Genomic DNA, 21,369 nt, shown 5'->3' with positions numbered 1-21,369 from the left:
GAATACCTATCTAGCACGGAAAGCGCCAGCCATGCCTGCGGCGGCACGAAGGCCGCATCTTTCGAGAGTTTCCCGAATTCCATGCGATTTCCGTTCATTCCGCTCTTCCTGCTTGCACTGCCCTTTCTCGAAATCGCGGGTTTCGTGATCGTCGGCGGAGAGATTGGCGTTCTCGCCACGCTGGCCCTGGTCGTGGCCGGCGGGCTGGCGGGCGCCCTGCTGCTGCGCGCGCAGGGCTTCGGGCTGCTGTCGCGGGTCCGCAGCGAGGTCGACGCCGGCCGGGATCCCGGCCAGGAACTCGCCAACGGGGTGATGATGCTCGCCGCCGGCTTGCTTCTTCTGCTGCCGGGTTTCGTGACCGATGGCCTCGGCCTGCTGCTGTTGCTGCCCCCGGTGCGCCGGATGGCCTGGCGCTTTCTCAAGAGCCGTGTCGTGGTTTCAACCGCGGGGTTCGCCGGCTTCTCGCGAACCCGCCCCGGCGGGCGGGGCGACGGCGGCAGGACCATCGACCTCGACGCGGACGAGTACCGCAACGATCCCCAACCCGAGTCGCCCTGGCGCCGGATCGACCGCGACTGACGGGGCGCCCGCCGGCCGCGGCCTTGCGCAGGGCTTTCGCCATGCCTGGCCCGGCCGTCCGGAAAACTTGTCTTGCCCACATCGCCATGCTAGCCAACGCCCGATTTCAAAACAGGGCCGCCCGAAACCGATCGCGGTCCCACAGGAAGGATTGGGCTGATGGCCAATGAAGAAGGCGCGCCTGCAGGCGCAGCGCCGAACGGCAACGGCGGCACCAAGACCGCGCTTAGCGTGCTTGCCCAGTACGTGAAAGACCTTTCCTTCGAGAGCCCCGGAGCGCCCAAGTCGCTGCGTGGCCGCGACAAGGCGCCCGGCATCGCGATCAACGTCAACGTCAACGCGAACCCGCTGTCCGACAAGGAGTTCGATGTCATCCTGTCGCTGACGGCGAAGGCATCGTTCGACAACGACGTGCTGTTCAACGTCGAACTCGTCTATGGCGGCGTATTCCGCATCGAAGGCTTCCCGCAGGAGCACATGCTGCCGCTGCTGTTCATCGAATGCCCGCGGCTTCTGTTCCCCTTCGCGCGGCAGATCGTCGCCGAAGCGACCCGCAACGGCGGCTTCCCCCCGCTGATGCTCGACCCCATCGATTTCGCGCAGATGTTCCAGCAGAAGCTCGCCGACGACCAGGCGAAGGCCAAGGCGCAGGTGAGCTGACGCGACCCGCTCGGTTCCACGAAAAGCCCGGCCCCAGCGCCGGGCCTTTTTTGTGTCCCGGTCGTTTCCGGCTGCTGGACCTTGCGGCGCGACAGTCGTCGTTGCTCTGTCCGGCGCCCGGCAACAGCCAAGGAAACGACGTGGACAGGACGACAAGCGGATGGATCAACGGCCTTGTCGGGGTCGTCATCTTCAGCGCATCGCTGCCGGCGACGCGCGTGGCGGTCCTGCAGTTCGATCCCCTGTTCCTGACGGCCGCGCGGGCGGCGATCGCCGGCCTTCTCGGTCTTGGCCTGCTGTTCCTGTTCCGGGAACGGCGGCCGGCCCGTACCGACCTGACGTCCCTCTTCATCACCGCGCTCGGCGTCGTCGTCGGCTTCCCGTTGCTGACCGCGCTGGCCCTGCAATACGTGACCTCGGCGCATTCGATCGTCTTCATCGGACTGTTGCCGCTGTCGACGGCCATATTCGGCGTGTTGCGCGGTGGCGAGCGGCCGAAGCCCGCCTTCTGGCTGTTTTCTCTGCTCGGCAGTGCGCTGGTAGGCGGATACGCGATGACGCAGGGGCTGGCCGCCTCGCCGGTCGGCGATGCGCTGATGCTTGCCGCCATCGTCGTCTGCGGCCTCGGCTATGCGGAAGGCGCAAAGCTGTCGCGCACCCTCGGCGGATGGCAGGTCATCTCATGGGCGCTGGTGCTGTCGCTGCCCGTGATGCTGCCGCTGGCCTTCTGGACTATGCCAGATTCCTTCGCCGGGATCGGCGCGCCAGCATGGACCGGCCTCGTCTACGTTTCGGTCTTCAGCATGCTCGTCGGCTTCGTGTTCTGGTATCGCGGGCTCGCCCAGGGCGGCATCGCCGCGGTCGGCCAGTTGCAGCTGCTGCAGCCCTTCTTCGGACTGGCCATAGCGGCGGCACTGCTCGGGGAACCCGTCACCTGGACGATGCTGGTGATCACGGCGGGCGTCATCCTGTGCGTCTTCGGCGCCCGCAAGTTCGCGCGATAGGGCCGCACGCACGCCGTTCCGGGTCGACGCTAGGCGGCCTGTCCCGCATCCGTTTTCAGCCAGATGGCCTTTTCGCCAAGCGCCTTGACCAGCGCGGCGTGCGCGGCAAGCTCGGCATCGGTAAGCCGGGGCGGCAGTGGTGCGGGCCGTTGCCGTACGCCGACCTCGACGGTCGAGACCTCAACCGAAACAGTGGCGCCGACGACGATGCTGTCGAGTACCAGCGCGGCCTGCTTGCCACCGATCAGCTCGATATAGACTTCCGCAAGCAATTCGGAATCGAGCAGCGCCCCGTGCTTGGTGCGGTGGCTGTTGTCGATGCCGTAGCGGCGGCAGAGCGCGTCCAGCGAGTTCGGCCCCATCGGGTGTTTGCGCTTGGCGATGGCCAGCGTGTCGATCACCCGGTCCTGCTCGACCGGCGGATGCCCTAGCCGCGCAAACTCGGCATTGATGAAGGCCATGTCGAAGCTGGCATTGTGGGCGACCAGGTGCGCCCCGTCGATGAATTCGATGAATTCACCGGCGATATCCGCGAAAACGGGCTTGTCGGCGAGGTCGGCCTTGGAGATGCCGTGCACCGCCTGGGCCTCGACATTGATCTCGCGCCCCTGCGGATTGATGTAGGCGTGGAAGCTGCGCCCGGTCGGGAAGCGGTTGAGCAGTTCGATGCCACCGAGCTCGATGACGCGGTCGTCGCGCCAATCCAGCCCCGTTGTCTCGGTATCGAAGACGATTTCCCGCATCGAATCAGTCACTCCTTCGCGGGAAACCATGGGGTGCCTGGCTTGGGACCGCAAGGCGGGCGACTGCTTCTCCCCTGCCGGTGCCGGCGCCTGTCACCGGTTCTCAGGCCGCTTTCCCACCAACTGCTCGATGATGTCGGCGACCTGGGCGCGGGCCGCCTCCATGCCGTGGCCCGTGTCGATCACGAAGTCGGCCATTTGGCGCTTTTCGGCGTCCGGCACCTGCTTGGCCAGGATCGCCTGGAACTTTTCCTCAGTCATGCCTGGACGGGACAGCACCCGTTCGCGCTGCAACTGCGGCGGCGCGGTGACCACGGCGACCAGATCCACCCGGTCTCGCCCGTCGGTTTCGTAGAGCAACGGGATATCGACGACGGCAAGCGGCGCGCCAGCAGCGTGATGCGGCCGCAGATACGCCGTTGCGTCGGCCCGTACCAGCGGATGAACGATGGCTTCCAGGCGCTTCAGCGCCTCGGCGTCTCCGAGCACGCGCTCGGCCAGTTTGACGCGGTCGACCACGCCATCCACCGTCGTCCCAGGAAATGCCGCCTCGACCAGCGGCGCTGCCTTGCCGCGATAGAGCCTGTGCACCGCCTCGTCGGAATCGTGAACCGGCACGCCGAAATCGGCGAACATCTTGGCCGTGGTCGATTTGCCCATGCCGATCGAACCCGTCAGGCCGAGAAGGATCATTGTGTCTTCCCGGTCGCTGGCTTTTCCATGTCGGCCACGATCATCGCGCGCAACTGGTCGGTCACCTCCGGCCGCCTGCCGAACCAGCGCTCAAATCCGGGGACGGCCTGGTGGAGGAGCATGCCCAAACCGTCGACGGTCTTCAGCCCGCGCCGCTTCGCGGCGGCGAGAAGCGGCGTCTCCAGCGGGACATAGACGATATCTGTAACGATCGCATGCCGGGGCAGCCTCGCAAGATCGGCGACCGGGCCGTCCGCGTCCTTGCCGGCCATGCCGACGGCGGTCGTGTTGACCAGCAGGCCGGCATCGGAAAGCAGTTCGGGAACGGCTTCGACGGCGTGCGCGGACAGGGTTGCGCCGAAGCGGTCGGCAAGCTCGACGGCCCGCGAAACAGTCCGGTTGGCCACCCTTATGTCCCGGACGCCCCTCTCCCTGAGCGCCTGGATCACGGCGCGCGACGCGCCGCCGGCACCCAGTACGACGGCCGGGCCGTTACCCGCCCAGCCGGGCGCATGCTCGTCCAGGTTGGCGGCGAAGCCGGCCGCATCCGTATTGCCGCCGACCAGGGCGCCGTCCTCGAACCACAGCGTGTTCACCGCACCGATCGCCTCTGCCGCCTCGTCGTGCCGCACCGCTGCGGCAAAGGCTGCTTCCTTGTGCGGAATGGTCACGTTGCCGCCGGCAAATCCCTTTTGCGCAAGTCCGGCGAAGAAGGCGGCCGCATCGGCCGGCGCCACGTCGATCGCCTCGTAGCTCCCGGCGATGCCGTAGGCGCGAAGCCAGTACCCATGGATCTTCGGCGAACGGGAGTGTGCGATGGGGTGGCCGCAGACAAACGCCTTCTTCATGTCAGCCATCGATCGCGCCCAGGTCCCTCAGTTCTTTCAGCAGCGGCAGAAGCGGCAGGCCGACAATGGTGAAATGATCACCTTCGATCTTGTCGAACAGCTGGATGCCCTCGCCCTCGATCTGGTAGGCACCGACCGAGTTCAGAACCACCGGACCGACTCGCGCCAGATGCCTGCCAATGAAGGCCGGCTCGAGCTTACGCATGGTCAGGCTGGCGACGCCGACATGATGCCAGAACGTTTCGCCGTTGCGGGCGAGGACCGCGGCGCTGTTCAACTGGTGAGTCCGGCCCGACAGGGCCAGCAGGCGCCGCCGTGCATCCTCCATGTCGCGCGGCTTGTGCAGCAGTTCGTCGCCGAGCGACAGCGTCTGGTCGCAACCGAGCACGAGGCGTCCGGGATACCGCGCGCTCACTTCGGTGGCCTTGGCTTCTGCCAGGATCTGCGCGACTTCCTCAGGCGACGCGCCGGTGCCTTCCAGCGTCTTCTCCACCGAACGTTCGTCGATCTCGGCCGGAATCACGTCCGGCGCGACGCCGGCCGCGTCGAGCATTGCCTTGCGGAACGGGCTGCCGGAAGCAAGGACTATTCGTTCGGTCATGGCAATCTCCAGGCAAAAGGTCGTGCGGAGCGCTAGCGGTTCTTGCCTCGCAGGGCAACGATGGCGGCCGCCGTCTCCTCGATCGACCTTCGGCTGACGTCGATCATCGGCCAGCCATGGCGTGTGAATATCTGGCGGGCATAGGTCAGTTCCTCGGCAATCGCCGCGCGGTCGGCATAGGCTTCGGCGTCGAAGCCTGGAGTCGCGCCCAGTAGGCGGTTCTGCCGCACCTGCGAGATGCGCTCGGCGGTGGCAATCAGCCCGACGATGAGCGGATTCTTCGCGGTGACCAGGCTGTCCGGCACTGGGACGCCTGGCACGATCGGGATGTTGGCGGTCTTGATACCACGGTTGGCGAGGTAGATCGAAGTCGGCGTCTTGGAGGTGCGCGATATCCCGACCAGCACGATATCGGCCTTGTCGACCTCTTCCTGCAGCTGGCCGTCGTCATGCTCCATCGTGAAGTTCAGGGCATCGATGCGGCGGAAATAGTCGGCGTCCAGAACATGCTGCGCGCCGACGCGCCGACCGGCCGGGGCGCCAAGATACGATTGAAAGACGGCAAGGACCGGCTCGAGCACCGATACCGCCGGCAGGCCCATCGCTGCGCAGCGTTCGTCGATCCGGGTCGCCAGCGTCTGGTCGACGACGGTGTAGAGGACAATTCCGGGTTCATCCTCGATGTCCTCGAAGACCTTCATCAACTGCTTTTCGGTGCGGATGAGCGGATAGATGTGCTCAATCGACCGCGCGCTCTTGTACTGGGCCGAGGCCGCACGGCCGGCTGCCAGCAGCGTTTCGCCAGTCGCGTCGGAGATCAGATGCAGATGGAAAAAGCTCTGGGGTCTGTTCATGTATTCCCGGTATTCTTGGCTGGCTGTGGGCGATTGTGGACAAGTGGGGACTGACTGCCCTTCGGTTCGGCCGCGACTGTATCAGATGGCCGGATGTCCACAATTCACCGCGGGCGGCCGATCACGGTTCAGCGCGGGACGACAGTGGGGATAAGTCGGCCCTGCCTGATCCTTCACCGATCGTTAGGATATTGCGATCAAGCCAAGTCGCGGCAAATGTTCGCGGAATCCGCTTCGTCCCCAGACTTGTCCTTTTCCCGCCAGCGGCTGTCCTGTAAGAGATTTCCGGAAATTCGACAGCTGCCGGGGGACAAGCGACAAGNTTCGGCCGCGACTGTATCAGATGGCCGGATGTCCACAATTCACCGCGGGCGGCCGATCACGGTTCAGCGCGGGACGACAGTGGGGATAAGTCGGCCCTGCCTGATCCTTCACCGATCGTTGGGATATCGCGATCAGGCCAAGTCGCGGCAAATGTTCGCGGAATCCGCTTCGTCCCCAGACTTGTCCTTTTCCCGCCAGCGGCTGTCCTGTAAGAGATTTCCGGAAATTCGACGGCTGCCGGGGGACAAGCGGCAAGCACCGATTCCCACAGAGTCTAAGAATCAGAAACAGAAAGAATCCTAAATTTGGTTTTAGAAGATAAGGCAGGTGACCGCGTCGTACTCGACGTGCTGCGAGGGAAGACGGTGTTTCCTCCGCCGGTCTGGATGATGCGGCAGGCCGGACGCTATCTCCCGGAGTACCGGGCGGTACGCAAGGCCGCCGGCAGCTTCCTCGATCTCTGTTACAATCCTGATCTCGCGGTCGAAGTGACGTTGCAGCCGATCCGGCGCTTCGGCTTCGATGCTTCGATCCTGTTTTCCGACATCTTGGTCGTACCGCATGCGCTCGGGCGCGACCTCCGGTTCGAGGAGGGTCATGGGCCGTTGATGACGCCGATCGCTGCAGACGAGGTGGAGCGGCTCGACGGGGAATTGTTTCACGTGAATCTCGCGCCCGTCTATGAGACGGTGCGCCGCCTGCGCCGCGAGTTGCCGGCTGAGACGACGCTGATCGGCTTTTGCGGGGCGCCGTTCACGGTCGCCAGCTATATGATTGCCGGCCGCGGCACGCCGGACCAGGCGCCCGCTCGCCTGTTCGCCTACCGCCACCCTCAGGCGATGAAGCATCTTTTGAAGGTTCTATCGGATTGGTCGGCCGCGTATCTCATCCGGCAGATCGAGGCCGGAGCGGATGTGGTGCAGATCTTTGATTCCTGGTCGGGCGTACTGGATGAACAGGGCTTTGCCGAACTTTGCGTTGAGCCGGTCGCAGACATCGTGAGACAGGTTCGTGGCGCCCATCCCGACGTGCCCGTCATCGCGTTTCCGCGTGGCGCGGGAAGTCGGTACGACGGATTCCGGGCTGCAACGGGCGCAACCGCCCTTGGCTTGGACTGGACCGTTCCGCTCGAGCAGGCCCGGCGCTTGCAGCGCGAGGGCGCCGTGCAGGGTAATCTCGACCCGCAACGCCTGGTCGCCGGCGGCTCTGCCCTGTCGCGGGGGGTCTCGTCCATTCTCTCGGCGCTCGGGCAGGGACCGCTGGTTTTCAATCTCGGTCATGGCATTGTACCGGAGACGCCGATCGCGCATGTCGAGCAGATGCTCGCGGAAGTCAGGGGGGCAGTCGGGCCATGACAGGGAACGCGCCGCAAACGGGACGACGGAACGGATCGTCGCCGGCCGTTCGCGCATTGGTCGGTCTGGCGATCGTTGCGGCGTTGACCGCCGTTCTCTTCCTGGCCGTTCCCGGCGACTTCTACATGTGGGCGAAGGCGATCCATGTCATCGCGGTGATCGCCTGGATGGCGGGCATGCTCTATCTGCCGCGTCTTTTTGTCTATCATGCTGACGCCCCCGCGGGATCGCAGCAATCGGAAACCTTCAAGGTCATGGAGCGGCGCCTCCTCCGAGCCATCATCAATCCGGCGATGACGGTCACCTGGGTGTTCGGGCTCTGGCTGGCGTGGCAGGGTTTCGGCTTTCAAGGCGGGTGGTTGCACGCCAAGATCGCGCTCGTTCTGGCGATGTCAGGCGTGCATGGCTATCTGTCGGCGTCGGTCCGCCGCTTCGCCGAGGACCGCAACGAAAAGCCCGCGCGGCACTGGCGGATCGTAAACGAAGTTCCCACGGTCCTGATGATCGCCATCGTGATCCTGGTAGTCGTGAAGCCTTTCTGAGGTTTTGCCTGGATGCCGTTGCGTGAAAATGGCTCGGTAAATCAAACCGCAACGCGATGCGCGAGTTCGTATCGAGCCAGGGCGGCATTGGTGTGGGCCGGCCGATGAAGCGGCGTCCGGATTCCCGTCTTGCTCTTTGCCGGCTGCACCGCTAGAAGACGATTCTTCCTTTTTCGTCCTGTGCCGCCTGCCCGCCGAACTGGCCCCGGCCGCCCCAGACGACAATCGCGTAGCCGATCCGATATTCCCCCTATCCGCACACCCAGAGTCCATCCCTATGCAAGAAATGAAACTCGCAGAGTTCAAGAACAAGAAGCCGCCGGAGCTGATCGCCTACGCCGAATCGCTCGAGGTCGAGAACGCCAGCGTGATGCGCAAGCAGGAGCTGATGTTCGCAATCCTGAAGAAGCTCGCCGCCCAGGACGTCGAAATCATCGGCGATGGCGTCGTGGAGGTGCTGCAGGACGGCTTTGGCTTCCTTCGGTCAGCCAATGCCAACTACCTGCCGGGTCCGGATGACATCTACATCTCGCCCTCGCAGATCCGCCGTTTCTCGCTGAAGACGGGTGACACGGTCGAGGGACCGATACGCAGCCCCAAGGAAGGCGAGCGGTATTTTGCCCTTCTCAAGGTCAACACCATCAATTTCGACGATCCGGAAAAGATCCGGCACAAGATTCACTTCGACAATCTGACGCCGCTTTACCCTACGGAACGTCTCCGCATGGAGGTCGACAATCCTACCGGCAAGGACATCTCGCCACGGGTCATCGATCTGGTCGCTCCCATCGGCAAGGGCCAGCGTTCGCTGATCGTCGCGCAGCCGCGCACCGGCAAGACGGTGCTGCTGCAGAACATTGCTCACTCGATCACGTCGAACCACCCGGAATGCTACCTGATCGTGCTGCTGATCGATGAACGTCCTGAAGAAGTGACCGACATGCAGCGCTCGGTGAAGGGCGAAGTCGTGTCCTCGACATTCGACGAGCCGGCGGCGCGTCACGTGCAGGTTGCCGAGATGGTCATCGAAAAGGCCAAGCGCCTGGTCGAGCATGGCCGCGACGTGGTCATTCTGCTCGATTCGATCACCCGTCTCGGTCGCGCGTACAACACGGTCGTGCCGTCCTCCGGCAAGGTGCTCACCGGCGGCGTCGATGCCAATGCCCTGCAGCGGCCGAAGCGCTTTTTCGGTGCGGCGCGCAACATCGAGGAAGGCGGCTCGTTGACCATTATCGCCACCGCGCTCATCGACACCGGAAGCCGCATGGACGAAGTCATCTTCGAAGAGTTCAAGGGTACCGGCAACTCTGAAATCGTGCTCGACCGCAAGGTGGCGGACAAGCGTATCTATCCGGCCATGGACATTCTCAAGTCCGGCACCCGCAAGGAGGACCTGCTGGTANCTCGGTCGCGCGTACAACACGGTCGTGCCGTCCTCCGGCAAGGTGCTCACCGGTGGTGTCGACGCCAATGCCCTGCAGCGGCCGAAGCGCTTTTTCGGTGCGGCGCGCAACATCGAGGAAGGCGGCTCGTTGACCATTATCGCTACGGCGCTCATCGACACCGGAAGCCGCATGGACGAAGTCATCTTCGAAGAGTTCAAGGGTACCGGCAACTCTGAAATCGTGCTCGACCGGAAGGTGGCGGACAAGCGTATCTATCCGGCCATGGACATTCTCAAGTCCGGCACTCGCAAGGAGGACCTGCTGGTGNCTCATCGACACCGGAAGCCGCATGGACGAAGTCATCTTCGAAGAGTTCAAGGGTACCGGCAACTCTGAAATCGTGCTCGACCGCAAGGTGGCGGACAAGCGTATCTATCCGGCCATGGACATTCTCAAGTCCGGCACCCGCAAGGAGGACCTGCTGGTAGCGAAGGCCGACCTGCAGAAGATTTTCGTGCTTCGCCGCATCCTCGCGCCAATGGGCACGACCGACGCGATCGAGTTCCTCATCGACAAGCTGAAGCAGACGAAGACCAACGCGGACTTCTTCGATTCGATGAATACCTGAGCCGGGAGCAGCCGAGCCAGAAAGCATCGATTCGGCAGCGGATCGAATTTGGAAAGGGTCCGTTAACCTTGGTTGCGGGCCTTTTTCCGTTTGGTGACGGCCGCTTCTGGCGAGAGACCTGGGTGTGTCGGTGCCGTGAACAGTTTGCCAAACCATGGATAGCGATCGAATGGCAGCTCCGGACACGATCGTCGCGCTTTCCAGCGGGCGGCTCCCGTCAGGCGTTGCGGTCATCCGCATCTCCGGGCCTTCGACTCGATTTGTCCTCGAAACAATCGCCGGAAAGGTTACCGAGCCGCGGATAGCCCGATACACCAGCTTCCGCACAGGCGGCGACGCAAAGATCGATTCGGGTCTGTTACTGTTTTTTCCGGCGCCGCACAGCTTTACCGGCGAGGATTGCGCTGAGTTCCACATTCATGGTGGCAAGGCGACCGTTGCCGCGCTGTTGGAGAGGCTTACAGCGTTTCCAGGTGTTCGCCACGCGGAAGCCGGCGAGTTCACCCGTCGCGCATTTCTGAACGGCAAGCTCGATCTGACGGAGACGGAGGCGCTGGCCGATCTGATCTCGGCCGAGACGGAGGCACAACGCCGCATGGCCGTGCTGAACGCCGACGGTGCGCAATCCAAGCTATACGGCGCATGGCGCCAAAGACTGATCCATGCGCTGGCGATGATCGAGGCGGAACTCGACTTTGCAGACGAATCCGACGTGCCCGGTTCGGTCGCGGATGTGATCTGGGCGGATATGCGAAGTCTGGTCTCGGAAATCGAGACGCATGTTGCCGGCTACCATCGTGCCGAGATCATTCGCGACGGCTTCGATGTCGTTATCATGGGAGCTCCGAACGCCGGCAAGTCAAGCCTGCTGAACGCCTTGGCGCGGCGTGAGGCGGCAATCGTCTCGGACGAGCCTGGAACCACCCGGGATCTCGTCGAACTTGCGCTCGACCTTGGTGGGGTCAGGGTGCGGCTCACCGACACGGCCGGAATCCGGGAAAATGCGGGCAAGGTTGAAGCGATCGGCATCGAACGGGCCAGGCAACGGGCTGAAGTGGCAGACCTGGTGCTTATGCTGCTGGACGTGACGGGAAACGCAGTTGACAGGCCAAGTGTCGTCAATCCCAATGTTGTCCACATCTGGACAAAGGTCGATTTGGGATCGCATGCAAGTGGTCCGGTTGCCTTGGGCGATTGTGATCTAGGGGTATCAACGGTCACCGGAGAGGGAATCGCCGGTCTTCTCGACCTTTTGAAGGTCAAGGCCAACGAGGCCGCAGGTGGCGCCGGCGACGTGTTGCCGACCAGACTTCGGCATGTCCAGCTCCTGCAAGAGGCAGCATCTCACATTGCGGGTGCGCTGCGGGGTGAAAAGCAGGGCCTGGAATTGCGCTCCGACGACCTGCGTCGGGCGGCTGCATCGGTCGGGAGAATTTCCGGCGCCGTCGATGTCGAAGATCTCCTCGATGTGATTTTCTCCCAGTTCTGCATTGGCAAATAGGACTGGATCAGGAGCCGAAAACGTGGGCGACTTGGTGATTCACGTGAAACATGGCGCCGGTTGGCGCGCACCGGCGTTTCACGTGAAACCCTCATGGGCACATAGGCTTGACACCTGAAGGCGTTGCGCACATCAGTCCAGCCAACAAATCGGAAGCGTCAATGGCTGGAATCTACGATGTCGTGGTGATCGGGGGTGGTCACGCAGGCTGTGAGGCAGCCAGCGCCGCTGCCCGTACTGGCGCCCGCACGGCGCTTGTAACACTAAGGGCGGACCGTATTGGCGCCATGTCCTGCAATCCGGCGATTGGCGGGCTCGGCAAGGGTCACCTCGTTCGCGAGATCGACGCCCTTGACGGATTGATGGGCCGTGCCGCCGATGCCGCAGGCATCCAGTTCCGGCTGCTTAATCGCCGCAAGGGACCGGCGGTTCGTGGCCCCCGCACGCAAGCGGATCGCAAGCTCTATGCCGCGGCAATCCAGCAGATGGTCGCAGAACAGGATGGGCTCGACGTCCTGGAAGGCGAGGTCGAGAACCTAGATATTGTGGACGGACGAATAGCTGCCGTGAACCTGGCCGACGCCAGGCGGATCGGCTGTGCCGCGGTGGTCCTTACAACGGGCACCTTCCTTCGCGGACTTATCCACATCGGCGAACGAAAGATCGTCGCAGGCCGTATCAACGAGAAGGCGTCGACCGGGCTGTCGGCGACTCTATCCCGTGCCGGGTTTCAACTCGGGCGCCTGAAGACGGGGACGCCGCCGCGTCTTGATGGGCGAACGATCGATTGGGCCCAGCTTGAGATGCAGGCCGCCGACGAGAATCCCGTCCCCTTCTCGCTCATGACCGACAGGATCGACAACCTTCAGATCCAATGCGGCATCACGCGAACGACCTCGGCAACGCACGACGTCATCAGGCGCAATCTCAGCCGGTCGGCCATGTATTCCGGCTCGATCGAGGGCGTTGGACCGCGCTATTGTCCGTCGATCGAGGACAAGATCGTGAAGTTCGGCGATAGAGACGGACACCAGATCTTCCTGGAACCCGAGGGCCTTGATGATCCGACTGTCTATCCCAATGGAATCTCGACCTCCCTGCCGGAAGATGTGCAACTCGAAATCTTGAAGACGGTTCCCGGGCTCGGGCACGCGGCCATGCTGCAGCCAGGCTATGCGATCGAGTATGACCATGTCGATCCGCGTGAACTCGAAAGCACGCTGGAAACCAAACGTATCCGCGGACTTTTCCTGGCGGGTCAGATCAATGGAACGACAGGCTACGAAGAAGCGGCAGCGCAAGGTGTGCTTGCCGGCTTGAATGCCGGCGCCCGCGCGGGCAACTCGGGTGCGATCACCGTCAGCCGAACCGAAGCCTATCTCGGGGTAATGGTTGACGATCTCGTCACCCGGGGAATTACCGAACCTTATCGCATGTTCACGTCGCGGGCGGAGTTCCGCCTGTCGCTGAGGGCCGACAATGCGGATGAAAGACTGACGCCATTGGCTTTGAGCCTGGGTATCGTGTCAGCCGAGCGTGGGACTCGATACCGTAAGCTCGAATCCGATCTTGAGGCCGCGCGTTTACTGGCCAGGTCGTTGACCATAACGCCTGCCGAGGCGCGCAAGCGCGGATTCGAACTTAATCAGGATGGTGTGCGGCGATCGGCATATGAACTCCTGGCCGTAAAAGACCTGGACATTGCAGCGTTGTCGACCCTCTGGCCGAAATTGTGTGAGATCGACGGAAAGACGGCGGAACGGCTCGAAACAGAAGCAAAGTATGCGGTCTATCTGGATCGGCAGAAGTCTGACGCTGAGCAGATGCGCCGGGAAGAACGGCGCGCAATACCCGCCGGCCTGGACTTCTCGACCGTTCCCGGCCTTTCAAACGAGATCAAGCACAAGTTGGGGATCCGAGCGCCACGTACGCTTGCGGAGGCGCAGCGGATCGATGGGATGACCCCGGCCGCTTTGGCAATCATGGTCGCCCATATCCGGCAGCATGAAGGCGCACACAAGGGTGCGGCGTGACAAAAGACCAAAAGTATCAACAGCTTGCCGAAATTGCGGGCTCCGTTTCACGTGAAACATACGAAGAGCTCGTTGCCTTCGAGACAATGTTCCTGGAGTGGGCCTGTCGCATAAACCTAGCGGCGCCCTCAACGCTGAATGACGTCTGGCGGCGCCATGTCCTTGACAGCGCGCAGCTTTTCCCTTTGGCGGCGGGTGCCCGCCGATGGCTCGATCTCGGTTCTGGCGGCGGGTTCCCCGGCCTGGTTCTGGCGTTCTTGCTCAAGGGTATCGGCTCTGGCAGTATCGACCTCGTCGAAAGCAATCGCAAGAAGGCCGGCTTCCTGCAAACGGCCGTTGGGCGCTTCTCACTGCCTGCGCGCATTCATGCGCGTCGAATTGACTTGGAAGTCAACAGGTTGGAGCAGCCTGATGTGGTTACCGCAAGAGCGCTTGCCCCACTGCCCGCCCTGCTCGACCTGGCCTCTCCATTGTTATGCCAGGGCGCAAGGGGCCTTCTGCACAAAGGCCGGGATTATCGCAGGGAAATCCAAGAAAGCACTCCGCTCTGGAAGTTCGATCTGGTAGAACATACCAGCAGGGTCGATCCCGACAGCGTAGTTCTGGAGATCAGCAATCTCGAACGACGCTAGACGGTTTGCCCCAGCGTTGAAAAACCCTCATGCATCAAAGGGTTACGATGAGACTCGGACCTCGCATCATAACGCTGGCCAACCAGAAGGGCGGCGTAGGCAAGACTACCACCGCAATCAACCTGGCGACGGCGCTGGCGGCCATCGGCGAGCGCGTCCTGATCGTCGACCTCGACCCGCAGGGCAATGCGAGCACCGGCCTGGGCATCGATCGGCGCGAGCGCTCGGTTTCGTCTTATGACGTCTTGACTGGAGCGTTGACGCTCGAGGAGGCGGCAATGCAGACGGCCGTTCCGGGCTTGTCGATCGTTCCGTCAACGCTCGACCTGCTGGGTATCGAGATGGAGATCGCCGGGTCTCCTGACCGCGTGGTACGGCTGCGCAACGCGGTCCGCGATTCCTCGCTGCGCAACGCGCCATTCACCTATGTTCTGGTGGACTGTCCGCCTTCGCTCAACCTTCTAACCCTGAACTCGATGGCGGCCGCAGATTCGGTGCTGGTCCCGCTCCAGTGCGAGTTCTTCGCACTGGAAGGACTCAGCCAACTGCTGGAGACGGTCGAGCAGGTGCGCAATTCGATCAATCCGGACCTGACGATCCAGGGCATCGTGCTGACGATGTTCGATGGGCGCAACAGCTTCGCGCGTCAGGTCGTCGAGGACGTCAGGGCGCATATGGGCGAGAAGGTCTACGAAACTGTCATTCCGCGCAATGTCCGGGTCTCGGAGGCGCCGTCCTACGGCAAGCCCGCCATTCTTTACGATCTCAAATGTTCGGGCAGCCAGGCCTATCTGCAACTCGCGTCAGAAGTCATTCGCCGCGAACGTCTATTGCGCGCGGCGTAAGCCTCGATTCGGACTCGAAACCAACTGGATTCATGATGAACGAAGACCATTCCAAAAAGAGGTTGGGACGCGGGCTTGCGGCGCTGATTGGCGAAATGGACCGTCCGGCCGCCCGCGAGGAAACTCAGGGTGCTGTACGCGCCGGTTCGGTCGCCGACGGTCGCGTGCCGATCGAGTTCGTCTCGCCAAATCCGAAAAACCCGCGCCGCGCCTTCGCGGAGGCCGACCTTGCCGACCTCGCACATTCGATTCGTGATCACGGCATCGTCCAGCCCGTCCTGGTCCGCAGCCGCCCGGAAGGGAAGTTCGAGATCATCGCCGGCGAACGACGCTGGCGCGCGGCGCAACGCGCCGGTCTGACGGATATCCCGGTGGTGGTGCGCGATGTCGACGACCGCACCGCACTCGAACTCGCGATCATCGAGAACGTCCAGCGCGCCGACCTGAACCCGGTCGAAGAAGCGCTCGGGTACCAACAGTTGATCGACGAGCACGCCTACACGCAGGCCGACCTCGGCAACGTCATCGGCAAGAGCCGCAGCCATGTCGCCAACACGCTGCGCCTGCTCAAGCTGCCCGAATCGATCCGCGACCTGTTGGTCGACGGGACCTTGTCGGCCGGCCATGCGCGGACGCTGGTGACGGCCCCGGACCCGGCGGCGCTCGCCAGGCGGATCGTCGATGGCGGCCTTTCCGTCCGGCAGGCGGAGGCGCTGGCGCAGCAACCGGACGCCGCCAAGCCGAAGCGGTCGCCGGCGCCTGCGGACAAGGATCCCGACACGCTTGCGCTGGAAAAGCTCCTTTCCGACGTCACCGGCCTCAACGTCGCCATCTCACACAGGGAGAAGGGCGGCGAAGTTCGCATCGGCTACAGAACGCTCGACCAGCTCGACGACTTGTGTCGACGACTGCAACAGTAATAAAATCAAAAACTTGACGAAATATTAGCCGGCTACGCGCGTTTGCGGCTAGCCAGACGCGCGCCTTCGACCGCAAGCCCCAGCAGTGCCTGCCGCGCCAGCTCGACCGACAGCTCCGGCCGCTGACGCGTGGCGAGCACGGCGGACTGCAGGCGCTCCAGGCCTCTCTGCAGAGCATCCGGCGACCATCTCTCAAGCACACGCTCGACGAGCTTGCGGCGTGCGAAGAAGACAGGAGGACGGGCAGACGCAACTGCCGCGGCTGCGTTGCGCCCGGCCATCCCCGCTCGCATGAGATGCAGCGCCTGCAGCTGCCGGATCGCCGCGGCGAGCACCAGGAATGCCTGGCTGCCCCCGAGTGAATGGCGCGTGAAGGCGGTGTCGAAATCGTCGACCTTGCCGTCCAGCATGGCGTCGACCGCGTCGTCGACGGACACGCCCGACACGTCGCCGGTCAGCGCGCACACGTCGTCGAGATCGATCTCGCTCTTGCCATGCGCATAAAGCGCCAACTTGGCGATCTCCCCCCGGCTCGCCAGCCGATCACCGCCGAGATTGCGCCGCAATGCCTGACGCGCATCCAGGGCGATGCCGATGCCGCTTCGGCCGAGTTCGTCGTCGATGATGGCGTCGATGTCACGGTCCTCGTCACCGTAGCAGGGCAGCGCCATCGCGTTGGGGCTGGCCTCGACCGTGGTGCGCAGCCCGGCCGATTTCTTCAAATCCCCGGATTCGATCAAAACCACGGCGTCGCGCGGCGGTTCGGCGCACAACGCCTTCACCACGTCGGCGAAGCCTTTCTGGCCCGAAGCGTTGCGCACCCACAGCAGTCGCCGCGCTGAAAACATCGGCACCGTGCGCGCCTCGTCCAGCAGGCGGCCGGGATTGCCGTCGATCTCGCCGCCTTCCAGCCGGACCACCGAAAATGGATCGTCGAGCCCCAGCCCCGTCCGGTCGGCGAAGGCCTTTGCACGCTCCGACACGAGGCCGCGGTCCGGTCCGTAGATCAGCACGACCGCGTAGGATTCGGGGGGCCGCCTCAACCAGGCATCGACTTCATGTGCTTTCTTCTGCGCCATGCGGTGTGGCTATCACGGAACGGCGTGCTTCGCGAGCCGCCCGAGCCCCTTCCCTTCCGGTTGGGCCAACCGGCATTTCGGCAGGTCCAGGCGGGCGCGCTGCGCCGACGTCCCATCGGACCCCTTGACCGCGCCGGGCTTTCCCGCTGTCAATCGCCGCCTGCCGGCATGGCGCCGGCGCAGGACCAAGCGCATCGATGTCGACCCAGCATTTGAAGACCGACTTTCCCGATTTCGGACTGACGCCCGAGCAGCGCCGCTTCGCCGTGCGCGGGACCTACTACGAGGTTCCCGGCATGGACGGCGAGCGCGGAGAAATCTGGTGCTACACCGACCGGTTCTACTACCGGCCAGGCGACATCGCCCGTCTGCAGGTCAGCGCAACCGCCAAATCCTTCGCCATCCGCATCGTGCGCGACGGCGCGGCTGAAACGCCGGTCTTCGAACGGCATGGCGTCGCCTGCCGCTGGCAGGATACGCCAGACCAATGCTCGGTCGAAGGGTGCGGATGGGAAACGACTTGCGACATCGCCATCGGCGAAGAGTGGCCGTCGGGGGCCTACCGCGTGACGCTCTCTGCCGAAGGGCGCGACGGTTCGACCGTCAACTGCCATCATCTCTTCATCGTCGCGCCCCTGCCCGGCAGGAAATCCGGCCGCATCCTGCAGGTTGCGGCGACCGGAACCTGGCTGTCCTACAACACATGGGGCGGATCGAACGCCTATGAAGGGATTACCGGCCCCGACCGCAACCAGTATGCGAGAACGGTTTCGACCGAGCGGCCCTGGTGCCGCGGCTTCGTTGTGCTGCCCGCCGATGCCCCGCGCGTGCCGCTGGAAGTTTCGATGCCGCCGAGGACGGTGCCACGCTATCCGCACATGGAATGGGCCTACGCAACAGGTCATTCCAAGAAGTACGCCTCGTCCGGCTGGGCGAGCTACGACAGTCATTTCTTCCGTTGGGCGGAACGTGCCGGCTACGCGATCGATCTCGCCAGCCAGCACGACCTGCATTTTTCGCCCGACGTTCTCGCCGGCTATGACTGCGTGGTCTTTGTCGGCCATGACGAATACTGGACCTGGGAGATGCGCGACGCGGTCGATCACTATGTCGAACGCGGCGGTCATGCCGCACGCTTTGCCGGCAACTTCATGTGGCAGACGCGTCTGGAAGACGAGGGACGGCGTCAGGTCTGCTACAAATACAGGGCGCGCGCCGAGGATCCCCACTACCGCGGCGGAGACGTGACCCGCGCCACCAACTCCTGGGACGCGCCGGAAGTAGGCCGGCCGGGCGTGCAGACATTCGGGCTGAATTCCACCAAGGGTGTCTATGCCGGCTGGGGTGGCTGCGCGCCGCGCGGCGTGCGGGGCTTCCCCGTCTACCGGCCTAACCACTGGGCATTCGCCGACACCGGCCTGTTCTACGGCGACCTGCTCGGCGCCGACAGCCATGTCTACGGCTATGAAGTCGATGGCCTCGACTACGAGATTCGCAACGGCAGGCCGTATCCGACCGCCACAAGCGGTGCGCCCGATGGCCTCGAGATCCTGGCGATGGGCATGGCGAGCCAGGTCGAGGAAGCCGACTTCCTCAGCCTTGAGGACCAGTTCTTCGGCGACGAGGACGGCCGCTTCATCGCCGAGACGCTTTACGGCGACGCGAGCGACGAGAACCTGGAGAAGGTTCGTTATTCCAACGGCATGATCGTGAACTTCCCGAAGGGCGCCGGCGAGGTGTTCCACGCCGGCTCCTGCGAGTGGGTCGCCGGACTGCTGCGCGGGGACGCGATGGTGGAGCGCGTCACCGCCAACGTTCTGGACCGCTATCTCGGCAGGGATCGTTGAGGACGCGATGAGCACGGACGAAGCAGGTCGGCTTTTCCATTTCACGCGGCTGCCGCGCCCGGTGGTCGACCGCGCGGGCGGCGTCTATCTCTGGGACAAGAGCGGAAAGCGCTACATCGACGGGTCGAGCGGCGCAGTCAACGTTAACATCGGCCACGGCAATCGCGCGGTCATCGACGCGATGAAGAGGCAGATGGATCGCGTCTCGTTCGCCTACACGATCCACTTCCAGAATGAGCCGGCTAATGAACTTGCCGATCAACTCGCTTCGCGCCTTCCCCGCGGCATGGATCGCATCTACTTCGTGTCCGGTGGTTCGGAGGCCGTGGAGGCGGCGATCAAGCTGGCACGGCAATGGGCGGTGGCTACCGCGCAGCCGACACGCTGGAAGATCATCGGCCGCATGCCCTCCTACCACGGCATCACGATCGGCGCGCTGGAGCCGACCGGCGACGACGTGCTGACCCGCGTGTTCGAGCCGATGAGCCGGCCAATGCCTCTGATCCCGGCGCCGACGGTGCACCGCGACCACGACGATCTTTCGCTGGAAGAGCGGGGACTTCACTACGCGGACATGCTGGAGGCGAAGATCCTTCAGGAAGGCGCCGACAGCGTGCTGGCCTTCATCATGGAGCCGATCGGCGGCGCCGCGACCGCTGCGCTCGTCCCGCCCGACAGCTATTTTCCCCGCATCCGCGAGATCTGCGATCGCCACGGCATCCTGCTCATCCATGACGAGGTGATGACCGGCGTCGGCCGCACAGGAAAGTTCCTCGGCGGTGACCACTGGACCTGCCGGCCCGACATCGTCGTCCTTTCCAAGGGGCTGTCGTCGGGATACGCGCCGCTCGGCGCTATAGCGGCCAGCGAGGCGATCGTCGGCCCGGTGGTCGCCATGGGCGGCTTCCTGCACGGCCACACCTATGGCGGCAATCCGGTCTCCTGCGCGGCAGGCGTCGCCGTCCTGCAGGAAGTCGATCGGCTCGGCCTGATCGCCAACGCGGCGACCATGGGCGAGGTTCTCAAGGACGAACTCGCAGCATTATCAAGGCGCTTTCCGTTTGTCGGCGACATCCGCGGCAAGGGGCTGCTCGTCGGCGCGGAGATCTATGCGGATCCAGAGGCAAGACGTCCGCTGCCGCGCGAGGCGGTGGCCAATGTCAGGCTGATCGACCTCGCCTTCGAGCGCGGGCTCATCATCTATTCGCGGCGGGTGCGCGGCGGTCCGGAGAGCGACAACTTCATGGTCTGCCCGCCGCTCATTGTTACGCGCGCGGAAATCGGCGAGATCATTGCGACTCTGGGTGACACGCTCGAGGCGTTCGCCCGCGAGTTCAACCTGCCGGTCAATCACTGAGGCAACGCATGGCCCGAAGAAAAGTCGTCATTACCTGCGCGGTCACCGGCTCCGTCCACACGCCGACGATGAGCCCGCATCTGCCGGTCACGCCAGACCAGATCGCGGCGGAAGCGATCGCGGCTGCCGAAGCCGGGGCATCGATCCTTCATTTGCACGCGCGCGATCCGGAGAACGGGCGACCGACCGCCGATCCGGACGTGTTCATGCAGTTCCTGCCGCGCATCAAGCAGGCGACCGACGCCGTGATCAACATCACCACCGGCGGTTCGTCGCTGATGACGCTGGACCAGCGCCTCGCGGCGCCGCTGCGGGCCGAGCCCGAAATGTGCTCGCTCAACATGGGTTCGATGAATTTCGGGCTGTTTCCGATGCTCGACAAGCCGCGGGAATGGAAGCACGAGTGGGAGCCTCAATTGCTGGAGGCGACCCGCGACACGATCTTCAAGAACACATTCGCCGACATGGAGACGGTTCTGGAAAAGCTCGGCCGCGGCTGCGGCACGCGCTTCGAATTCGAATGCTACGACGTCGGCCACCTCTACTCGCTGGCGCATTTCCGCGACCGCGGCCTGGTCGCGGGGCCGCTGTTCATCCAGTTTGTGTTCGGCATCCTGGGCGGCATCGGCGCCGATCCTGAAAACCTCACCCACATGAAACGCATCGCCGACAAGCTGTTCGGTGCCGACTACGAATTCTCGGTGCTCGCTGCCGGCCGGCACCAGATGCCGATGCTGTCCATGGCCGCGGCGATGGGCGGCAATGTGCGCGTGGGGCTCGAGGATTCGCTCTACGACGGCCGCGCGCTGGCGAAATCGAATGCCGACCAGGTCCGGCGCATCCGCGCGATCCTCGACGGGCTCTCGCTCGAGGTCGCGACCCCGGCCGAGGCACGGGAAATGCTGGCGCTGAAGGGTGGCGACAGGGTGGCCTTCTGAG

At 63.8% G+C, this 21,369-nt stretch carries 20 protein-coding genes and 2 pseudogenes; 16 read left to right on the top strand and 6 right to left on the bottom strand.

The annotated features are described in order from the left end of the window. Positions 1 to 81: 81 nt before the first annotated feature. The 3 genes from ABUE31_RS09290 to ABUE31_RS09280 all read left to right on the top strand — a co-directional run bounded on the left by ABUE31_RS09290 (position 82) and on the right by ABUE31_RS09280 (position 2,243). Positions 82 to 579, top strand: a complete 498-nt coding sequence (locus tag ABUE31_RS09290) for an FxsA family protein (RefSeq protein WP_367723246.1) — start codon at positions 82 to 84, stop codon at positions 577 to 579. Between the two features lie 159 nt (positions 580 to 738). Continuing rightward, positions 739 to 1,239: a protein-export chaperone SecB gene (gene secB, locus ABUE31_RS09285; protein WP_367723245.1), complete on the top strand. Its 501-nt coding sequence runs from the start codon at positions 739 to 741 to the stop codon at positions 1,237 to 1,239. A 140-nt stretch (positions 1,240 to 1,379) separates the two neighbouring features. Continuing rightward, on the top strand, positions 1,380 to 2,243 hold the full coding sequence (locus ABUE31_RS09280) for a DMT family transporter (RefSeq protein ID WP_367723244.1): 864 nt from the start codon (positions 1,380 to 1,382) through the stop codon (positions 2,241 to 2,243). 29 nt (positions 2,244 to 2,272) lie between these two features. Here ABUE31_RS09280 and dnaQ read toward each other — a convergent pair whose 3' ends face one another. The 5 genes from dnaQ to ABUE31_RS09255 all read right to left on the bottom strand — a co-directional run bounded on the left by dnaQ (position 2,273) and on the right by ABUE31_RS09255 (position 5,982). Next, positions 2,273 to 2,986 carry a DNA polymerase III subunit epsilon gene (dnaQ, locus tag ABUE31_RS09275; RefSeq protein ID WP_367723243.1) on the bottom strand — a complete coding sequence of 238 codons (714 nt, stop codon included), beginning with the start codon at positions 2,984 to 2,986 and terminating at the stop codon, positions 2,273 to 2,275. 93 nt (positions 2,987 to 3,079) lie between these two features. Continuing rightward, positions 3,080 to 3,679 (bottom strand): dephospho-CoA kinase, encoded by a 600-nt coding sequence (gene coaE / locus ABUE31_RS09270; protein ID WP_367723242.1) that lies wholly within the window; start codon positions 3,677 to 3,679, stop codon positions 3,080 to 3,082. Further along, positions 3,676 to 4,536, bottom strand: a complete 861-nt coding sequence (locus ABUE31_RS09265) for a shikimate dehydrogenase (RefSeq protein ID WP_367723241.1) — start codon at positions 4,534 to 4,536, stop codon at positions 3,676 to 3,678. The genes coaE and ABUE31_RS09265 overlap by 4 nt, the downstream gene beginning before the upstream one ends. Further along, entirely contained in the window at positions 4,529 to 5,128 is a 600-nt protein-coding gene (locus tag ABUE31_RS09260; protein WP_367723240.1) for a Maf-like protein, read from the bottom strand. The genes ABUE31_RS09265 and ABUE31_RS09260 overlap by 8 nt, the downstream gene beginning before the upstream one ends. 32 nt (positions 5,129 to 5,160) lie before the next feature. After that, positions 5,161 to 5,982 carry a pyruvate, water dikinase regulatory protein gene (locus ABUE31_RS09255; protein ID WP_367723239.1) on the bottom strand — a complete coding sequence of 274 codons (822 nt, stop codon included), beginning with the start codon at positions 5,980 to 5,982 and terminating at the stop codon, positions 5,161 to 5,163. A 629-nt stretch (positions 5,983 to 6,611) separates the two neighbouring features. Between ABUE31_RS09255 and hemE the strand changes: the two genes are divergently transcribed. The 10 genes and pseudogenes from hemE (at position 6,612) to ABUE31_RS09205 (ending at position 16,147) form a co-directional block, all read left to right on the top strand. Next, a complete protein-coding gene (gene hemE / locus ABUE31_RS09250; RefSeq protein ID WP_367723238.1) occupies positions 6,612 to 7,661 on the top strand; it encodes a uroporphyrinogen decarboxylase in 1,050 nt (349 codons plus the stop codon). Beyond that, positions 7,658 to 8,203: a protoporphyrinogen oxidase HemJ gene (gene hemJ / locus ABUE31_RS09245; RefSeq protein WP_367723237.1), complete on the top strand. Its 546-nt coding sequence runs from the start codon at positions 7,658 to 7,660 to the stop codon at positions 8,201 to 8,203. The genes hemE and hemJ overlap by 4 nt, the downstream gene beginning before the upstream one ends. A 277-nt stretch (positions 8,204 to 8,480) precedes the next feature. Beyond that, positions 8,481 to 9,623: pseudogene (gene rho, locus ABUE31_RS09240) on the top strand (transcription termination factor Rho); the annotation flags it as partial. 7 nt (positions 9,624 to 9,630) lie between these two features. After that, positions 9,631 to 9,984 (top strand): hypothetical protein, encoded by a 354-nt coding sequence (locus ABUE31_RS09235; protein ID WP_367723235.1) that lies wholly within the window; start codon positions 9,631 to 9,633, stop codon positions 9,982 to 9,984. A gap of 76 nt (positions 9,985 to 10,060) precedes the next feature. Next, positions 10,061 to 10,216: pseudogene (locus tag ABUE31_RS22815) on the top strand (transcription termination factor Rho); the annotation flags it as partial. A gap of 169 nt (positions 10,217 to 10,385) precedes the next feature. Further along, on the top strand, positions 10,386 to 11,717 hold the full coding sequence (gene mnmE / locus ABUE31_RS09225) for a tRNA uridine-5-carboxymethylaminomethyl(34) synthesis GTPase MnmE (RefSeq protein ID WP_367723234.1): 1,332 nt from the start codon (positions 10,386 to 10,388) through the stop codon (positions 11,715 to 11,717). A gap of 161 nt (positions 11,718 to 11,878) precedes the next feature. Then, the gene (gene mnmG / locus ABUE31_RS09220) at positions 11,879 to 13,750 is read left to right on the top strand and encodes a tRNA uridine-5-carboxymethylaminomethyl(34) synthesis enzyme MnmG (protein WP_367723233.1); all 1,872 of its coding nucleotides are present in this window, start codon (positions 11,879 to 11,881) and stop codon (positions 13,748 to 13,750) included. Further along, on the top strand, positions 13,747 to 14,382 hold the full coding sequence (gene rsmG, locus ABUE31_RS09215) for a 16S rRNA (guanine(527)-N(7))-methyltransferase RsmG (RefSeq protein WP_367723232.1): 636 nt from the start codon (positions 13,747 to 13,749) through the stop codon (positions 14,380 to 14,382). Before mnmG ends, rsmG begins: the two co-directional genes overlap by 4 nt. 47 nt (positions 14,383 to 14,429) lie before the next feature. Then, positions 14,430 to 15,227, top strand: a complete 798-nt coding sequence (locus tag ABUE31_RS09210) for a ParA family protein (RefSeq protein WP_367723231.1) — start codon at positions 14,430 to 14,432, stop codon at positions 15,225 to 15,227. A gap of 35 nt (positions 15,228 to 15,262) precedes the next feature. Further along, on the top strand, positions 15,263 to 16,147 hold the full coding sequence (locus ABUE31_RS09205; RefSeq protein ID WP_367723230.1) for a ParB/RepB/Spo0J family partition protein: 885 nt from the start codon (positions 15,263 to 15,265) through the stop codon (positions 16,145 to 16,147). A gap of 32 nt (positions 16,148 to 16,179) precedes the next feature. Here ABUE31_RS09205 and holA read toward each other — a convergent pair whose 3' ends face one another. Next, on the bottom strand, positions 16,180 to 17,226 hold the full coding sequence (holA, locus tag ABUE31_RS09200) for a DNA polymerase III subunit delta (protein ID WP_367723229.1): 1,047 nt from the start codon (positions 17,224 to 17,226) through the stop codon (positions 16,180 to 16,182). Between the two features lie 197 nt (positions 17,227 to 17,423). Here holA and ABUE31_RS09195 point away from each other — a divergent pair, with 197 nt between their 5' ends. From ABUE31_RS09195 to kce, 3 genes are read left to right on the top strand one after another with little or no spacing between them, the layout of a single operon-like run. Continuing rightward, a complete protein-coding gene (locus tag ABUE31_RS09195; RefSeq protein WP_367723228.1) occupies positions 17,424 to 19,073 on the top strand; it encodes a N,N-dimethylformamidase beta subunit family domain-containing protein in 1,650 nt (549 codons plus the stop codon). A gap of 7 nt (positions 19,074 to 19,080) precedes the next feature. After that, on the top strand, positions 19,081 to 20,430 hold the full coding sequence (locus tag ABUE31_RS09190; RefSeq protein ID WP_367723227.1) for an aminotransferase family protein: 1,350 nt from the start codon (positions 19,081 to 19,083) through the stop codon (positions 20,428 to 20,430). 8 nt (positions 20,431 to 20,438) lie between these two features. After that, complete coding sequence (gene kce / locus ABUE31_RS09185) at positions 20,439 to 21,368, top strand: 3,5-dioxohexanoate:acetyl-CoA acetone transferase (protein WP_367723226.1); 930 nt, start codon at positions 20,439 to 20,441, stop codon at positions 21,366 to 21,368. The last annotated feature ends 1 nt before the right edge of the window (position 21,369 follow it).

The sequence above is a fragment of the Mesorhizobium marinum genome, assembly GCF_040813675.1.
Lineage (GTDB): Bacteria > Pseudomonadota > Alphaproteobacteria > Rhizobiales > Rhizobiaceae > Mesorhizobium_K > Mesorhizobium_K marinum.
Note: the sequence above shows the minus strand (reverse complement) of the source record. Positions and strands in the feature narration are given on the sequence as shown.

Bases quoted from the DNA above. Each gene is read 5' to 3' on its own strand.
- ABUE31_RS09290 (WP_367723246.1), top strand. From the start codon at position 82: ATGCGATTTCCGTTCATTCCGCTCTTCCTGCTTGCACTGCCCTTTCTC.
- secB (WP_367723245.1), top strand. From the start codon at position 739: ATGGCCAATGAAGAAGGCGCGCCTGCAGGCGCAGCGCCGAACGGCAAC.
- dnaQ (WP_367723243.1), bottom strand. From the start codon at position 2,986: ATGCGGGAAATCGTCTTCGATACCGAGACAACGGGGCTGGATTGGCGC.
- coaE (WP_367723242.1), bottom strand. From the start codon at position 3,679: ATGATCCTTCTCGGCCTGACGGGTTCGATCGGCATGGGCAAATCGACC.
- ABUE31_RS09265 (WP_367723241.1), bottom strand. From the start codon at position 4,536: ATGGCTGACATGAAGAAGGCGTTTGTCTGCGGCCACCCCATCGCACAC.
- ABUE31_RS09260 (WP_367723240.1), bottom strand. From the start codon at position 5,128: ATGACCGAACGAATAGTCCTTGCTTCCGGCAGCCCGTTCCGCAAGGCA.
- ABUE31_RS09255 (WP_367723239.1), bottom strand. From the start codon at position 5,982: ATGAACAGACCCCAGAGCTTTTTCCATCTGCATCTGATCTCCGACGCG.
- hemJ (WP_367723237.1), top strand. From the start codon at position 7,658: ATGACAGGGAACGCGCCGCAAACGGGACGACGGAACGGATCGTCGCCG.
- mnmE (WP_367723234.1), top strand. From the start codon at position 10,386: ATGGCAGCTCCGGACACGATCGTCGCGCTTTCCAGCGGGCGGCTCCCG.
- mnmG (WP_367723233.1), top strand. From the start codon at position 11,879: ATGGCTGGAATCTACGATGTCGTGGTGATCGGGGGTGGTCACGCAGGC.
- ABUE31_RS09210 (WP_367723231.1), top strand. From the start codon at position 14,430: ATGAGACTCGGACCTCGCATCATAACGCTGGCCAACCAGAAGGGCGGC.
- ABUE31_RS09205 (WP_367723230.1), top strand. From the start codon at position 15,263: ATGAACGAAGACCATTCCAAAAAGAGGTTGGGACGCGGGCTTGCGGCG.
- holA (WP_367723229.1), bottom strand. From the start codon at position 17,226: ATGGCGCAGAAGAAAGCACATGAAGTCGATGCCTGGTTGAGGCGGCCC.
- ABUE31_RS09195 (WP_367723228.1), top strand. From the start codon at position 17,424: ATGTCGACCCAGCATTTGAAGACCGACTTTCCCGATTTCGGACTGACG.
- ABUE31_RS09190 (WP_367723227.1), top strand. From the start codon at position 19,081: ATGAGCACGGACGAAGCAGGTCGGCTTTTCCATTTCACGCGGCTGCCG.
- kce (WP_367723226.1), top strand. From the start codon at position 20,439: ATGGCCCGAAGAAAAGTCGTCATTACCTGCGCGGTCACCGGCTCCGTC.